This window comes from Pseudomonas sp. 18175 (genome assembly GCF_050432925.1).
In the GTDB taxonomy this organism is placed as follows: Bacteria; Pseudomonadota; Gammaproteobacteria; order Pseudomonadales; family Pseudomonadaceae; genus Aquipseudomonas.
The window spans coordinates 30,324-44,707 of record NZ_JBKFTO010000034.1; the positions used below are offsets into that span (position 1 = coordinate 30,324).

At 63.7% G+C, this 14,384-nt stretch carries 15 protein-coding genes; 14 read left to right on the forward strand and 1 reads right to left on the reverse strand.

Annotated features, from left to right (window positions below; translation table 11 throughout):
- The first annotated feature begins 68 nt into the window (after positions 1–68).
- From ACLD1Y_RS29560 to ACLD1Y_RS29625, 14 genes are read left to right on the forward strand one after another with little or no spacing between them, the layout of a single operon-like run.
- The gene (locus ACLD1Y_RS29560) at positions 69–803 is read left to right on the forward strand and encodes a glycosyltransferase family 2 protein (RefSeq protein ID WP_429481200.1); all 735 of its coding nucleotides are present in this window, start codon (positions 69–71) and stop codon (positions 801–803) included.
- Entirely contained in the window at positions 800–1,735 is a 936-nt protein-coding gene (locus ACLD1Y_RS29565) for a glycosyl transferase (RefSeq protein ID WP_429481201.1), read from the forward strand. Before ACLD1Y_RS29560 ends, ACLD1Y_RS29565 begins: the two co-directional genes overlap by 4 nt.
- Positions 1,719–3,260 carry an HAL/PAL/TAL family ammonia-lyase gene (locus ACLD1Y_RS29570; protein ID WP_429481202.1) on the forward strand — a complete coding sequence of 514 codons (1,542 nt, stop codon included), beginning with the start codon at positions 1,719–1,721 and terminating at the stop codon, positions 3,258–3,260. Before ACLD1Y_RS29565 ends, ACLD1Y_RS29570 begins: the two co-directional genes overlap by 17 nt.
- Complete coding sequence (locus ACLD1Y_RS29575; protein ID WP_429481203.1) at positions 3,253–3,678, forward strand: acyl-CoA thioesterase; 426 nt, start codon at positions 3,253–3,255, stop codon at positions 3,676–3,678. Before ACLD1Y_RS29570 ends, ACLD1Y_RS29575 begins: the two co-directional genes overlap by 8 nt.
- Positions 3,675–4,358 carry an outer membrane lipoprotein carrier protein LolA gene (locus ACLD1Y_RS29580; protein WP_429481204.1) on the forward strand — a complete coding sequence of 228 codons (684 nt, stop codon included), beginning with the start codon at positions 3,675–3,677 and terminating at the stop codon, positions 4,356–4,358. The genes ACLD1Y_RS29575 and ACLD1Y_RS29580 overlap by 4 nt, the downstream gene beginning before the upstream one ends.
- The gene (locus tag ACLD1Y_RS29585; protein ID WP_429481228.1) at positions 4,348–6,660 is read left to right on the forward strand and encodes an MMPL family transporter; all 2,313 of its coding nucleotides are present in this window, start codon (positions 4,348–4,350) and stop codon (positions 6,658–6,660) included. The genes ACLD1Y_RS29580 and ACLD1Y_RS29585 overlap by 11 nt, the downstream gene beginning before the upstream one ends.
- A 33-nt stretch (positions 6,661–6,693) precedes the next feature.
- A complete protein-coding gene (locus ACLD1Y_RS29590; RefSeq protein ID WP_429481205.1) occupies positions 6,694–7,941 on the forward strand; it encodes an NAD(P)/FAD-dependent oxidoreductase in 1,248 nt (415 codons plus the stop codon).
- Positions 7,938–8,672, forward strand: coding sequence for a class I SAM-dependent methyltransferase (locus tag ACLD1Y_RS29595; protein ID WP_429481206.1), 735 nt, complete (start codon positions 7,938–7,940; stop codon positions 8,670–8,672). The genes ACLD1Y_RS29590 and ACLD1Y_RS29595 overlap by 4 nt, the downstream gene beginning before the upstream one ends.
- Positions 8,669–9,151, forward strand: a complete 483-nt coding sequence (locus tag ACLD1Y_RS29600) for a hypothetical protein (RefSeq protein ID WP_429481207.1) — start codon at positions 8,669–8,671, stop codon at positions 9,149–9,151. Before ACLD1Y_RS29595 ends, ACLD1Y_RS29600 begins: the two co-directional genes overlap by 4 nt.
- Positions 9,148–10,314: a beta-ketoacyl-[acyl-carrier-protein] synthase family protein gene (locus ACLD1Y_RS29605; protein ID WP_429481208.1), complete on the forward strand. Its 1,167-nt coding sequence runs from the start codon at positions 9,148–9,150 to the stop codon at positions 10,312–10,314. The genes ACLD1Y_RS29600 and ACLD1Y_RS29605 overlap by 4 nt, the downstream gene beginning before the upstream one ends.
- A complete protein-coding gene (locus ACLD1Y_RS29610) occupies positions 10,311–10,772 on the forward strand; it encodes a 3-hydroxylacyl-ACP dehydratase (protein WP_429481209.1) in 462 nt (153 codons plus the stop codon). The genes ACLD1Y_RS29605 and ACLD1Y_RS29610 overlap by 4 nt, the downstream gene beginning before the upstream one ends.
- Complete coding sequence (gene fabG, locus ACLD1Y_RS29615; protein WP_429481210.1) at positions 10,769–11,497, forward strand: 3-oxoacyl-ACP reductase FabG; 729 nt, start codon at positions 10,769–10,771, stop codon at positions 11,495–11,497. The genes ACLD1Y_RS29610 and fabG overlap by 4 nt, the downstream gene beginning before the upstream one ends.
- Positions 11,497–12,723: a beta-ketoacyl-ACP synthase gene (locus ACLD1Y_RS29620; RefSeq protein ID WP_112193065.1), complete on the forward strand. Its 1,227-nt coding sequence runs from the start codon at positions 11,497–11,499 to the stop codon at positions 12,721–12,723. The genes fabG and ACLD1Y_RS29620 overlap by 1 nt, the downstream gene beginning before the upstream one ends.
- A 26-nt stretch (positions 12,724–12,749) precedes the next feature.
- Positions 12,750–13,169: a hypothetical protein gene (locus ACLD1Y_RS29625; protein WP_429481211.1), complete on the forward strand. Its 420-nt coding sequence runs from the start codon at positions 12,750–12,752 to the stop codon at positions 13,167–13,169.
- 107 nt (positions 13,170–13,276) lie between these two features.
- On the opposite strand, the gene ACLD1Y_RS29630 is transcribed toward ACLD1Y_RS29625, so the two are convergent.
- The gene (locus tag ACLD1Y_RS29630) at positions 13,277–14,335 is read right to left on the reverse strand and encodes a LysR substrate-binding domain-containing protein (RefSeq protein ID WP_429481212.1); all 1,059 of its coding nucleotides are present in this window, start codon (positions 14,333–14,335) and stop codon (positions 13,277–13,279) included.
- Positions 14,336–14,384: the final 49 nt, after the last annotated feature.

The window sequence follows — 14,384 nt, forward strand, 5'->3', positions numbered from 1 at the left end:
CAATGCCTGGGTTGGGAGCGCTGCGCGCTCCAGCGGGAGCAAGCTCCCTCGCCACAGGGGGTCATCTCATGCATAACCCCTGCGCCCTGATCCCGGTCTACAACCACGAAGCGGCCGTGCCCGCCGTGGTGCAAAGCCTGCTCAACAGCGGCCTGCCGTGCCTGTTGGTAGACGACGGCAGCAGCCCGGCCTGCGCAGCGGTGCTGGCGCAACTGGCTACCCAAGCCAACGTCACCCTGCTCACCCTGCCCACCAACCAAGGCAAGGGCGGCGCCGTGATGGCGGGCTTTCGCGAAGCGGCGCGCCTGGGTTTTACCCACGCCCTGCAAGTGGACGCCGACGGCCAGCATGACCTGCGCGACGTCGCCAGTTTCCTCGCCGCGTCCCGCACGCACCCCAATGCGATCATCTGCGGCTACCCCGAATACGACGACAGCGTGCCCAAGGGCCGCCTTTACGCACGCTACCTGACACACGTCTGGGTGTGGATCAACACCCTGTCGCTGCAGATTCGCGACTCGATGTGCGGTTTTCGCGTGTACCCGCTGGCCCCCACCCTGGCGCTGATGGACTCGGCCTACATCGGCACGCGCATGGATTTCGACTCCGACATCCTGGTGCGCCTGGCTTGGCGCAACCAGCCGATGCGCTGGTTGCCGACGCGGGTGCATTACCCTGCCGATGGCTTGTCGCACTTTCGTTTGTTCCGCGACAACGTGCGCATCTCGGCCATGCACACCCGGTTGTTCTTCGGCATGCTGGTACGTGCGCCGATGATCCTGTGGCGACGGTGGCAGGCATGAGCGACAGCACCAAGCACTGGGCCGACCGCGAGGAACGCGGCAGCTACTGGCTGATGAAACTCACCGCCTTCGCCGCCAAGGTGCTTGGCCGCCGCCTGTTGAGCCCGGTGCTGTATGGCATCGTGCTGTACTTTTTCCTGTTCGGGCGCACGGCGCGCCAAAGCGCCTGGCAATACCAGCAGCGCCTGGCCGACTGGAGCGGGCGCGACGAACTGCGCCCCACTCACCGCCGGGTCTTCGGCCAGTTCATGGCCTTCGCCGACTCACTGCTCGACAAGCTCGACGTGTGGAACGGCAAGCTGCGCCTGGAACAAATCGAAATCAACGACCCCGCACAATTGCGCGGGCAACTGCGTGGCGAACGCGGGCAGATGCTGGTGGGCGCGCACCTGGGCAACCTGGAAGTGTGCCGCGCCCTCGCCGAGATTGGCGAACAAGTGACCATGAACGTGCTGGTGCACACCAAACACGCCGAACAATTCAATCGCCTGCTGGGCGAAGCCGGTGCGACGCACTTGCGGCTGATCCAGGTCAGCGAGCTGGACCCGGCCACCATGCTGCTGCTCAGCCAGCGCCTGGACGACGGTGAGTGGCTGGCCATCGCCGGCGACCGCGTGCCGCTGCATGGCGGGCGCACGGTGCGGGTGGACTTCCTCGGCCATGACGCCGCCTTCCCCCAAGGCCCGTGGTTGCTGGCCGGTTTGCTCAAATGCCCGGTGAACCTGCTGATGTGCCTCAAGCACCAGGGCCGCTACCGCCTGACCATTGAGCCTTTCGCGCAATTGATCGAATGGAAACGTAATACCCGCGAGCAGGTCATAGCCCTGTGGACCGCACGCTACGCCGCACGCCTGGGCCAGTTCTGCCTGGAAGCGCCCCAACAATGGTTCAACTTTTACCCTTTCTGGAAGACCGATGACGACGCATCTTGAGCCGGTAACCTTTGGCGAACGCCCTTTGCGCATCGAAGACGTGCTGGCCCTGGCCAACCGTCAGGTGCCTACCCAATTGCAGGGCGATGCTGCGTATCGCCAGCGTATCGCCAAGGGCGCGCAGTTCCTCGACTCGCTGCTGGACAAGGAAGGCGTGATTTATGGCGTGACCACCGGCTACGGCGACTCATGTGTGGTGGCGGTGCCGTTGCAGCACGTCGAAGCGTTGCCGCGTCATCTGTACACCTTCCACGGTTGCGGCCTGGGCAAGTTGCTCGACGCCCAAGCCACCCGCGCGGTGCTGGCCGCACGTTTGCAGTCGCTGTGCCACGGCGTGTCCGGCGTGCGCGTGGAGTTGCTCGAGCGCCTGCACGCGTTCCTTGAACACGACGTACTGCCGCTGATCCCGGAAGAAGGCTCGGTGGGCGCCAGCGGTGATTTGACGCCGCTGTCCTACGTGGCCGCCACCTTGTCCGGCGAGCGCGAAGTGATGTTCCGTGGCGAACGTCGCCAAGCCGCTGATGTACACCGCGAACTGGGCTGGGACCCGCTGGTCTTGCGCCCCAAGGAAGCCCTGGCGCTGATGAACGGCACCGCCGTGATGACCGGCCTCGCCTGCCTGGCTTTCGCCCGCGCCGACTACCTGCTGCAACTGGCCACGCGCATCACCGCGCTGAACGTGGTGGCGCTGCAAGGCAACCCGGAACACTTCGACGAGCGCCTGTTCGCCGCCAAGCCGCATCCGGGGCAGATGCAAGTCGCCGCCTGGCTGCGCAAGGACTTGGCCATCGACGCTCCGACCGCGCCACTGCATCGCTTGCAGGACCGCTACTCGCTGCGCTGCGCGCCCCACGTCCTCGGCGTGCTGGCCGACAGCTTGAACTGGCTGCGGTCGTTCATCGAGATCGAACTCAACAGCGCCAACGACAACCCGATCATCGATGCCGAGCAAGAGCGCGTATTGCACGGCGGCCACTTCTACGGCGGCCACATCGCGTTTGCCATGGACAGCCTCAAGACCCTGGTGGCCAACGTTGCCGACCTGCTCGACCGCCAGCTCGCGCTGCTGGTGGACGTGCGTTACAACCACGGCCTGCCGAGCAACCTGTCCGGCGCTCCGGCCGATCGCGCCATGATCAACCACGGTTTCAAGGCCGTGCAGATCGGCACCAGCGCCTGGACCGCCGAAGCGCTGAAAAACACCATGCCCGCCAGCGTGTTCTCGCGCTCCACCGAATGCCATAACCAGGACAAAGTGAGCATGGGCACCATCGCCGCCCGTGATGCAATCCGCGTGCTGGAGCTGACCGAACAGGTCGCCGCCGCTACCCTGCTGGCCGCCAACCAAGGCGTATGGCTGCGCGCCCAGGCCGCAGACGCCCGCCCATTGCCGCCAGCCCTGGCCGCCATGCACGAGCAACTGGCTAAGGACTTCCCGCCGGTGATCGAAGACCGCGCCTTGGAAGGCGAACTGCGCCTGTGCCTGCAACGCATCGCCGCGCAACACTGGAGGCTGCATGCGTAGCCCCGGCGTGTTGCACTGCGACACCGAAATCCTCGTGCCGTTTTTTGACGTCGACACCATGAACGTCGTGTGGCACGGGCATTACGTGAAATACCTGGAAGTAGCCCGCTGCGCGCTACTGGACAAGATCGGGCACAACTACACGGCCATGCTCGAAGCGGGCTACGCGTGGCCAGTGATCGACATGCAACTGCGCTACGTGCGCGGCGCGGTGTTTGGCCAGACCATCAACGTGCGCGCCAGTTTGGTGGAGTGGGAGAACCGTTTGAAGGTCAATTACCTGATCACCGACCTGGCCAGCGGCGAGCGTCTGACCCGCGCCAGCACCGTCCAAGTGGCAGTGGAAGTCGCCAGCCGCGAGATGCAGTTGGCCTCCCCAAAAGTCTTCACCGACGCCGTCGAAAGGGCCCTGACATGAGACCCCCTGTAGGAGCGAGCTTGCTCGCGAAGATCGCCAACGAAAACGCGGGTTGCCTGACACTACGCAGCGCCCTCAGGTTTTTCGCGAGCAAGCTCGCTCCTACAGGGGTTGGGTTGTTGCTGAGTTTCAGTGCTCATGCTTTCGACTTGCAGCAACTCAGCGACCAGCTTGCAAAACCCTCCGTGATCCACGGCAGCTTCACCCAGGAAAAACACCTGCGCGCCCTGCCCCAACCGCTGGTCAGCAAAGGCACCTTCGTGCTGGCCAAGGACCACGGCCTGCTGTGGTTGCTCAAAACCCCGCTGCAACAGGACTACCGCATCAGCGCCCAAGGCATTGCCCGCCGCGATGCCAGCGGCTGGCAATTGCTGCCAAACAAGAGCGCCGGTGCCGAACAGAATCGCCTGTTCCTCGCCGTGCTCCAAGGCGACAGCAGTGGCTTGCAGCGAGACTTCGAGCTGCAACTGCAAGGCGAGGCCAAGCAGTGGAAGCTGACCCTGATTCCGCGTTCGCTGTTGCTCAAGCAGGTCTTCACCCAAATCAACATCGATGGCGGCGACCTGGTGCACACCATCGAGTTGCTGGAAACCCAAGGTGACAGCACCGTACTGCGCATGCAGGACAGCCACGCCGACCTCCCCCTGAGCGAAGCCGAGCAACATGACTTTGCCCAGTGAGCGCCTGTTGCCGCGCCTGTTCCTGATCCTGCTGGTGGCCGTGCTCGCCCTGGCCGGCTGGCAGTGGCGCCATGGCGCGCCGCTGTCGGCCAACCTGATGGAGCTGGTGCCGGGCAACACGCCGGACGCCCTGGAGCTGCAAGCCGAACAGCGCATGCAGGAGCCGCTCAACCGCGAAATGCTGGTACTGGTGGGGCATGCTGACCGCCAACAAGCGGTGGCCGTGGCCCAGCAATTGGGCGAGCAATGGCAAGCCAGCGGCCTGTTTGAAAAAGTGCAGTGGAACCTGCAAGCCGATCTTCCTGCACTGCGCGAGCAGCTGCTGCGCGGGCGCCTGGCGATGCTGTCGGCCAAGGACCGCGAGCAACTGATCAAGCAGCCCGACGCATTTATCCAACAGCGCGTGCAAGCGCTGTTCGATCCGTTTACCGGCTTCAGCCTGGTGCCCAGCCAGGACGATTGGCTGGGCCTGACCGGACGCATCCAGAACAGCCAGCCGCAACACGGTTCGGTGCAACTGGATATCGGCAGCGGCGCGTTGATCGCCGACGCCGACGGCAAAAGCTGGGTGCTGCTGCGAGCGCGCACCACCGGCAATGCCTTTGATATGAAACTGCCGCTGCAAGTGGCGGATCTGCTCCAGGCCAGCCGCGCCCAGGCAAGCGAACACGGCGCGCAACTACTCGCCGCCAGCGGGCTGCTTTACGCCGCCAATGGCCAGCAGCAGGCCACGCGGGAAATCACTTGGGTGGGCGGCGGTGCGACCGTTGGCATCTTGTTGTTGCTATTGCTGGCGTTCCGGCGCTGGCGCGTGTTGCTGGCCTTCGTGCCGGTGCTGGTGGGCATGCTGTTCGGCGCAGTGGCCTGCGTGGCGCTGTTCGGCCATATGCATGTGATGACCCTGGTGCTGGGTTCCAGCCTGATCGGCGTGGCGGTGGATTACCCGCTGCACTACCTGTCCAAGAGCTGGAGCATGAAGCCTTGGCGCAGTTGGTCGGCGTTGCGCCTCACCCTGCCGGGGCTGAGCCTGAGCCTGGCCACCAGTTGCATCGGCTACCTGGCGCTGGCCTGGACGCCGTTTCCGGCGCTGACCCAAATCGCCGTGTTCTCGGCGGCCGGGCTGGTGGGTGCGTACCTGTCGGCCGTGTGCCTGCTGCCGGCGCTGCTCAAGGGTGTCGAACTGCGCCCGGCGCAATGGCCGCTGCGCATCGCCGAATGCCTGTGGCTCGTGCGCGCCTCGTTGCTCAAGCGTGTGCCAAGCCCGGTGCTGCTGGCGCTGGTGCTACTGTTTTGTGCCGGTGGCCTGTGGCACCTGAACAGCAAGAACGATATTCGCCAGTGGATCGGCGCGCCGCCGCAGTTGCTGCAAGAGGCGCAAGCCGTGGCGCGGATCACCGGGTTCCAGCCCACCAGCCAGTTTTTTCTGGTGCGGGGGGAGAACCAGCAACAGTTGCTGGAGCGTGAAAGCGCCCTGGGCCAACGCCTGGAGCAACTGGTGAACATGGACAAGCTGCAGGGCTACCTGGCGCTCCATCAACTGGTCAGCCTGCCCGCCGAGCAGCAACAGCTGCGTGATGCGTTAAACGCTTTACCGCAACACTGGCAACCGCTGCTAGACCTCGGCGTGCCCGCCAGCGCCCTGCAAGCGGAGGTCGCGCAACTGCAAGCGCTGCCCACCCAAGACATTGATGCCGCGCTGGCAGGCCCCATGGCCGAACCTTGGCGCACGCTATGGCTAGGCCCGGTGGACGGTGGCGTCGCCGCGATGGTCAGCTTGCAGGGCTTGAACAACCCCGCGCTGCTGCGGGTGCAGGCAGTGGATTTGCCAGGGGTACAACTGGTGGATCGCCTGGGGGATTTGAACCGGGTCTTTGCCGACACGCAGATCAGCGCGGCCGAATTGAAGTTGATGTCGTGCGTATTGATCGTGCTGCTGCTGATCCTGCCGTTTGGCTTTGGCGGTGCCCTGCGCATCGTCGCCCTGCCGTTGCTGGCGGCGTTGTGCAGCCTGGCCAGCCTGGGTTGGCTGGGCCAGCCACTGACCCTGTTCAGCCTGTTCGGGCTGCTGCTGGTCACGGCCATCAGCGTCGACTACGCCATCTTGATGCGCGAGCAGATCGGCGGCCCGGCGGTCAGTCTTTTAGGCACGCTGCTGGCAGCGCTGACGACCTGGTTGTCGTTTGGCCTGCTGGCCGTCTCCAGTACACCGGCTGTGAGCAATTTCGGCTTATCGGTCAGCCTGGGCCTGGCATTCAGCTTTATGCTGGCGCCCTGGGCCGGGCAACAGAAACACGCCTTATGAATGTGATTATCGCCAATGTGGCAAGGAGCCCTCGTGCCCACAGTTGAAATGGAACGTCGCCAGGTGGTGGTGATTGGTGCCGGTCCGTCCGGGGCCATCGCCGCCGCGCTGTTAAAGCGCAAAGGGCATGATGTATTGATCATCGAGCGCCAGCATTTTCCACGGTTCTCGATCGGCGAAAGCCTGCTGTCCCACTGCATCGACTTCATCGAAGAAGCCGGCATGCTCGACGCCGTGCAAGCCGCCGGTTTCCAGTTGAAAACCGGCGCCGCGTTCGCCTGGGGCGAGCGCTACAGCGCGTTTGATTTCAGCGATACGTTCAGCAACGGCAAGCCCACCACCTTCCAGGTGCAGCGCGGCGAGTTCGACAAGCTGCTGGCCGACCAAGCGGCGCTGCAAGGCGTGGAGATCCGCTACGGCGAAACCATCGTCGGCGTGGACTTCAAGGGCGACTGCCGCTACCTGCACGTACGCCGCGAGAACGGCAGCGAGTACCACCTCAAGGCCAAGTTCGTGCTCGACGCCAGCGGCTATGGCCGCGTACTGCCGCGCCTGCTGGACCTGGACCTGCCCTCTGACTTCCCGGTGCGCCAGGCAGTATTCACCCACGTTGAAGACCGCATCGAACACCCAGGCTTCGACCGCACCAAGATCCTGGTGACCACCCATCCGACAAAGCGCGATATCTGGTTCTGGACCATCCCGTTCAGTAACGGTCGTTGCTCGGTGGGCGTGGTAGCGGCCAAGGAACACTTCGACGGCCGCGACAGCGACCTCGATGCCTGCCTGCGCAGTTTTATCGACGAAACCCCAAGCCTGTCCGGCGTGCTGCAAAACGCGGTGTGGGATACCCCGGCGCGCACCATCGGCGGCTATGCCGCCAACGTCAAAACCCTGCACGGCCCAGGCTTTGCGCTGCTGGGCAATGCGGCGGAATTCCTCGACCCGGTGTTCTCCTCCGGCGTGACCATCGCCATGCGTTCGGCGAGCATGGCCGCAGGCCTCCTGCATCGCCAACTGAGCGGTGAAACAGTGGACTGGCAAACCGAATTTGCCGAGCCGCTCAAGCGCGGTGTCGACACCTTCCGCTGCTACGTCGAAGGCTGGTACGCCGGCACGTTCCAGGATGTGATTTATCACCCGGACAGCTCACCGGAAATTCGTCGGATGATCTGCTCGATCCTCGCCGGTTACGCGTGGGACGAGCGCAACCCGTTTGTCAGCGAGCCCAAGCGGCGGTTGCGGATGTTGTCGGAAATTTGTGCGAGCGAGCCGGTATGAGCAGCCAATACCTGAGTAAAAACTACGTCGAAGAAACCAAGTTCGGCTTCTGGTTCCTGCGCAGCCACACCTGGCAGCACCATGTGCTGCGCGTGGCGATCAACGACCTGCGTAGCCTGTTCACCGACCCGCTGCCAGAGGCGCCCGTGTTGCTGGACGCCGGTTGCGGCCAGGGCAAGTCGTTCCAGTATCTGCGCCAGGTGTTCGCCCCCAAACACCTGATCGGCCTGGACGCCGACCCCCACAGCCTGGAGTTGAGCAAGGCCGAGGCTGTGCGTCAGGGCATGGCGGTGGAGCTGATCGGCAGCGACTGCGCCACCCTCGATGTGCCGGACGAAAGTGTCGATATCCTGTTCTGCCACCAAACCTTTCACCACCTGGTTGAACAGCACCGCGCCCTCAAGGAGTTCTACCGTGTGCTCAAGCCGGGGGGCTACTTGCTGTTTGCCGAGTCCACCGAAGCCTATATCGACACCTGGGTGATTCGCTGGCTGTTCCGCCACCCCATGCATGTGCAAAAAAGCGCCGAAGAGTACTTGGAGATGATCCGCGAGCAGGGCTTTGAGTTCGGCCCGCAGAACGTCTCGTACCCGTACCTGTGGTGGAGCCGCTCCAGCGATTTTGGCCTGCTGGAACGCTGGGGCCTGCGCAAGGCCCCGCCGGTGGGCCAGCGTGAAGAAACCCTGGTCAACTGCGTGGCGCGCAAACCCCTGGCGAGTGCCGGCACATGATGCGCATGCTGCTGATGGGTTGCCTGTTGCTGCTGAGCGCCTGCGCCAGCCAGCCACCGCTGCCCGAAAAAACACCGACACTGGCCTTGCCGATGCAATTGCATGTGCAGCGCCTGGCCGATGGTCAGAGCCAGGACTGGCTGTTGGTGATCCAGCGCGAAGGCGCCGGTATTCGTTGGTCGATGATGGACCCGCTGGGCATCCCCCAAGCCCGGCAAAAGTTGATCGACGGGCAGTGGCAGGCCGATGGTTTGTTGCCGCCCAATCCCCAGGCCCGCGAGTTGTTCGCGGCGCTGCTGTTTGCCTTGGCCTCGGCCGATGACCTGCGTGCGCTCTACCCGGCCGCACAAGCCCGGGACCTGACGCGCACCCTGCCCGGGCATTGGCAGATCGTCTATCAATCCTCCGAAGTGTTCAGCGTGAACATGAGCGGCCAACCTTTGAGCTACCGCATCACACCGCTTGGGGTTGCCCAATGACCGCCTACCTCAATGCCCTGGGTGTCATCTGCGCCCTTGGCCGTGGCCAAGCCGAGGTCAGCCGCAGCTTGTTTGCCGGCGACTGTTCGGGCATGCGTGCCGAAAGCGGCTGGGTGCCGGAGCGCGTATTGCCGGTGGGCGGCGTGCACGGCGAGCTGGCGACTATCCCGCCCGAACTGGGCCAGCAAAGCAGCCGCAATAACCAACTGCTGCTGGAAGCGGCGCGGCAGATCGAGGCTGAAATCCGCCAGGCCATCCAACGCTACGGCGCCTCACGGGTCGGCATTGTGCTCGGCACCAGCACCTCGGGCATCGACGAGGCCAGTCGTGGCATCGCCCATTACCTGCGGGAAAACCAATTCCCCGGCGACTACGACTACCAGCAGCAGGAACTCAGCGCCCCGGCCAACTTCCTCGCCGACTGGCTGCAACTCTGCGGCCCGGCCTACGTGATTTCCACCGCCTGCACCTCCAGCGCCCGTGCCCTGATGAGTGCCCAGCGCCTGCTGGACCTGGGTGCATGCGATGCGGTGATCTGCGGCGGCGTCGACAGTTTGTGCAAGTTGACCCTCAATGGGTTCAGCGCGCTGGAAGCGGTGTCGAATGCGCGCTGCAACCCGTTTTCGGTGAACCGCAACGGCATCAATATCGGCGAAGCGGCGGTGTTGTTTTTGATGACCCGGCAACCGGCGCCCATCGCGCTGCTGGGCAGTGGCGCCAGCTGCGATGCGCACCATATCTCCGCGCCAGAACCCAGTGGCAAAGGTGCGTTGCAGTCGATGCGCAAGGCGTTGGCCTGCGCGAAACTGCAGCCCGAACAGATCGGTTACCTGAACCTGCACGGCACCGCCACCCAACACAACGACGCCATGGAAAGCCTGGCCGTGGCCAGCCTGTTCCCTGACGGCGTGCCCTGCTCATCGACCAAGCCCATGAGCGGCCATACCCTGGGCGCTGCCGGTGCGCTGGAAGCAGCCTTCTGCTGGCTGAGCCTGGCCCACGGCGTGGTGCCGCCCCACGTGTGGGACGGCCAGCCCGACCCGGCATTACCAGCCTTGCAATGGGCGCACAGCGGTGAACCCTTGAAGAAACGCTGCCTGATGAGCAACTCGTTTGCCTTCGGCGGCAATAACGTCAGCCTGATTATCGGAGAGGCCCCATGACTCAATGGCCACTCGCGCAACTGCTGCCCCATGCGGGCGACATGATCCTGATCGACCAAGTGTTGTCGTTCGATGAAGAGCAGATCCACACCCGCCTAACCGTCAAGCCCGGCGGCCTGTTCAACCGCCCGGACGGCAGCCTGCCGGCCTGGGTCGGCATTGAGCTGATGGCGCAAAGCGTTGCCGCCTACGCCGGTTGCCGTGCGCGACAAAAAGGCGAAGCGGTGGAACTGGGTTTCCTGTTGGGCACACGTAAATTCGAGTGCAACGTGGAGCACTTCCCGGCAGGTGCCGAGCTGACCATCCACGGCCTGCGCTCCCTGGAAGACGACAACGGCATGGGGGTGTTCGAATGCCACCTCACCGGTGACGGTATCCAGGCCAGCGCGCGCTTGAACGTATTTCGACCGCCCCAGGCGGCCAACTATTTAGATGAATCGAAGGACGAAACGCCATGACTGAATCCGTACTGGTCACCGGCTCCAGCCGTGGTATCGGCCGCGCCATTGCCTTGCGCCTGGCCCAGGCCGGCCATGACATCGTGCTGCACTGCCGCAGTGGTCGTGCCGAAGCGGACGCGGTGCAAGTCGAGGTGCAAGCGTTGGGCCGCCAGGCGCGGGTGCTGCAATTCGATGTGGCGGATCGCGCTGCGTGCAAGCAGATCCTCGAAGCGGACGTTGAGCAACACGGTGCCTATTACGGCGTGGTGCTCAACGCCGGCCTGACCCGCGACGGCGCGTTCCCAGCCCTGTCCGAAGACGACTGGGACGTGGTGATGCGCACCAACCTCGACGGTTTCTACAACGTGCTGCACCCGGTGATGATGCCGATGATTCGTCGTCGCGCCGCTGGGCGTATCGTGTGCATTACGTCGGTGTCGGGGCTGATCGGCAACCGTGGGCAAGTCAATTACAGCGCCTCGAAAGCCGGCCTGATTGGCGCTGCGAAAGCGTTGGCCATCGAGCTGGGCAAACGCAAGATCACCGTCAACTGCGTCGCACCCGGCCTGATCGACACCGCGATGCTGGATGAAAACGTACCGGTGGAAGAGTTGATGAAGATGATCCCCGCGCAACGCATGGGCACCCCGGAAGAAGTGGCGGGCGCGGTGAATTTCCTGATGTCGGCCGAAGCCGGCTATATCACCCGCCAGGTCCTGGCCGTGAATGGAGGCTTGTGCTGATGAAGCGCGTCGTAGTGACCGGCATGGCCGGTATGACCTCCTTGGGCGGCGACTGGGCCACCATTTCGGCCAACTTTCGCGCCAACCGCAGCGGCATCCGCCGCATGGATGAGTGGGACCGTTTCACCGAGTTGAACACGCGCCTGGCCGGGCCGATTGACGACTTTGTGGTGCCGGCCCACTGGACCCGCAAGCAACTGCGCAGCATGGGCCGCGTCTCGCGCCTGGCGGTGTGGGCCGCGGAGCAGGCGTTGCAGGACGCCGGTTTGCTCGGCGATGAGTCGATCAAGGATGGGCGCATGGGCGTGGCCTGTGGCTCGTCCACTGGCAGCACCGACGAGATCAAGGCGTTCGGCAATATGCTGCTGAACTCGGTGGCCGAGGGGCTGAACGCCAACTCCTACGTGCGCATGATGCCCCACACCACGGCGGCGAATATCAGCATCTTTTTTGGCCTGACCGGGCGGCTGATCCCCACCTCCAGCGCCTGCACCAGCGGCAGCCAGGGCATCGGTTATGCCTATGAGGCGATCAAGTTCGGGCGCCTGCCCTTGATGCTCGCAGGCGGTGCAGAGGAGCTGTGCCCCACCGAAGCCATGGTGTTTGACGCGCTGTACGCCACCAGCCTGAAAAACGATGCGCCACAAACCAGCCCACGCCCCTACGACAGCGGCCGCGATGGCCTGGTGATCGGCGAAGGCGGCGGCATGTTGGTGCTGGAAGAGTTGGAACACGCCCTGGCCCGTGGTGCGCATATCCACGCCGAGCTGGTGGGCTTTGGCAGCAACGCCGACGGCCAGCACACCACGCGCCCGGAGCAGAAAACCATGCGCCGTGCCATGGAGCTGGCGCTGGAAGATGCGGGGCTGACCCCGGACGCCATCGGCTACGTGAATGGCCATGGCACCGCCACCGACCAGGGCGACATCGCCGAGACCCTGGCCACCAGCAGCCTGTTCGGCAGCCGCATGCCCATCAGCTCGCAGAAGAGTTTCCTCGGCCACACCTTGGGCGCCTGCGGCGCGCTGGAGTCGTGGTTCAGCATTGAGATGATGAACCGCAACCAGTACGTGCACACCTTCAACCTGGAGTCCGTCGACCCGCAATGCGGCGAGCTGGATTACCTGCAAGGTGAGTTCCGCGAGATGCACCACGACTACGTGATGAACAACAATTTTGCCTTTGGCGGCGTGAACACGTCGCTGATCTTTCGCCGCTGGTCCTGACCTTTAAACCGATTGGAGAATACGCAATGTCTTCCCTGCTACGCGCCACCCTGATCACCCTGGCCCTGTTGACCACCGCCGGCTGCACCAACAAGCCGATCCTCAACACCCAGCACGAACTGCCGGCCAACGCCCAAGTCAGCGACGAAAAGATGAAAACCATCATCGTCAACGCCCTGCAAAAGCGCGACTGGACGGTGCAACGCCTGAGCCCGCAACTGGTGCAGGCCGAGATCAATGTGCGTAACCAGTTCTACGCCGCCATCGACATCCGCTACACCCGCAACAGCTACGCCATCACCTACCGCGACAGCCGCGACCTGGGCTACAAAGACGGCAAGATCCACCGCAACTACAACCGCTGGGTGAGCATGCTGGACCGCGACATCATGGCGGCGTTGCGTAGCAATGGGGTGAATGTGTCGGATACATCGCCGCAGAATTGAAATCTGCTCCATCAGGTTTCGCAAAACCTGTGGCGAGGGAGCTTGCTCCCGTTGGGCTGCGTAGCAGCCCCAATACGATCACCGCGACTTTCCGACAGTTCGTGGTGTCAGGTTTTAGGGCTGCTGCGCAGCCCAGCGGGAGCAAGCTCCCTCGCCACCAACAGTTCTACAAAAGCTTGCGCCATCGGCGTTTGCACACCCTTGCGCTGCACCAGCCACACCGACGTCACCGCCTCCGGGTCCAACAAGGTGCGATAGACCACGCCATCAATCCGTATGCGCTGGTNCGCCACCAACAGTTCTACAAAAGCTTGCGCCATCGGCGTTTGCACACCCTTGCGCTGCACCAGCCACACCGACGTCACCGCCTCCGGGTCCAACAAGGTGCGATAGACCACGCCATCAATCCGTATGCGCTGGTAAGACGCCGGCAGCACCGACACCCCCAACCCCGCCGCCACCAGGCCGATGATGGTCATCGCCTCGCCCGCCTCCTGGGCAAAGTGTGGGCTGAAGCCGGCGTCGCGGCACAGGCTGAGCAATTGCGCGTAGAGCCCGCTGCCATAGCTGCGCGGGAAAAACACGAAGGGTTCCTCGGCCAACTGCGCCAGGTGCAGGCCGCGTTCAGTGCCTTGCACCAACGGGTGACCGGCGCTCAACACGGCAACCAGCGGTTCACGCATCAGCTCAACGACACTTAAGGAATCGGGCAACGGCAATGGCCGCATCAAGCCCACTTGGATCGACTCATCCACCAACGATTCAGCGACTTCGGTGCTGCTCATTTCCTGCAAATTCAAGTGCACTGCGGGGAACGCCTGGCGAAACGCAAAGATTGCCTTGGGGATACTGGCGTTGAACGGCGCCGACGAGGTGAAACCGATCTTCAATTCACCCAGTTCCCCCAGTTGCGCGCGCCGCGCCACATCCGCCGCTTTGTCCACTTGGGCCAGCACCAGCCGCGCCTCGTGCAGGAACAACCGCCCTGCCTCGCTCAGCTCGACCCGACGATTGGTACGCTCGAATAACCGCGCGCCCACTTCCTGTTCCAGGGCCTGGATCTGCTGGCTCAACGGCGGCTGCGAGATCCCCAGGACCTGCGCGGCCCGGCCGAAATGCAACTCTTCGGCGACGGCGATGAAGTACCGCAGATGACGCAATTCCATGCAAACCTCATTAGGTCGTAAAAGCTCTTAAACAGGTCGAACAATATAT

Excerpts from the sequence above, each read along its gene's own strand:
- ACLD1Y_RS29570 (WP_429481202.1), top strand. The coding sequence starts at position 1,719 with ATGACGACGCATCTTGAGCCGGTAACCTTTGGCGAACGCCCTTTGCGC.
- fabG (WP_429481210.1), top strand. The coding sequence starts at position 10,769 with ATGACTGAATCCGTACTGGTCACCGGCTCCAGCCGTGGTATCGGCCGC.
- ACLD1Y_RS29575 (WP_429481203.1), top strand. The coding sequence starts at position 3,253 with ATGCGTAGCCCCGGCGTGTTGCACTGCGACACCGAAATCCTCGTGCCG.
- ACLD1Y_RS29560 (WP_429481200.1), top strand. The coding sequence starts at position 69 with ATGCATAACCCCTGCGCCCTGATCCCGGTCTACAACCACGAAGCGGCC.
- ACLD1Y_RS29625 (WP_429481211.1), top strand. The coding sequence starts at position 12,750 with ATGTCTTCCCTGCTACGCGCCACCCTGATCACCCTGGCCCTGTTGACC.
- ACLD1Y_RS29610 (WP_429481209.1), top strand. The coding sequence starts at position 10,311 with ATGACTCAATGGCCACTCGCGCAACTGCTGCCCCATGCGGGCGACATG.
- ACLD1Y_RS29600 (WP_429481207.1), top strand. The coding sequence starts at position 8,669 with ATGATGCGCATGCTGCTGATGGGTTGCCTGTTGCTGCTGAGCGCCTGC.
- ACLD1Y_RS29580 (WP_429481204.1), top strand. The coding sequence starts at position 3,675 with ATGAGACCCCCTGTAGGAGCGAGCTTGCTCGCGAAGATCGCCAACGAA.
- ACLD1Y_RS29620 (WP_112193065.1), top strand. The coding sequence starts at position 11,497 with ATGAAGCGCGTCGTAGTGACCGGCATGGCCGGTATGACCTCCTTGGGC.
- ACLD1Y_RS29595 (WP_429481206.1), top strand. The coding sequence starts at position 7,938 with ATGAGCAGCCAATACCTGAGTAAAAACTACGTCGAAGAAACCAAGTTC.
- ACLD1Y_RS29605 (WP_429481208.1), top strand. The coding sequence starts at position 9,148 with ATGACCGCCTACCTCAATGCCCTGGGTGTCATCTGCGCCCTTGGCCGT.
- ACLD1Y_RS29565 (WP_429481201.1), top strand. The coding sequence starts at position 800 with ATGAGCGACAGCACCAAGCACTGGGCCGACCGCGAGGAACGCGGCAGC.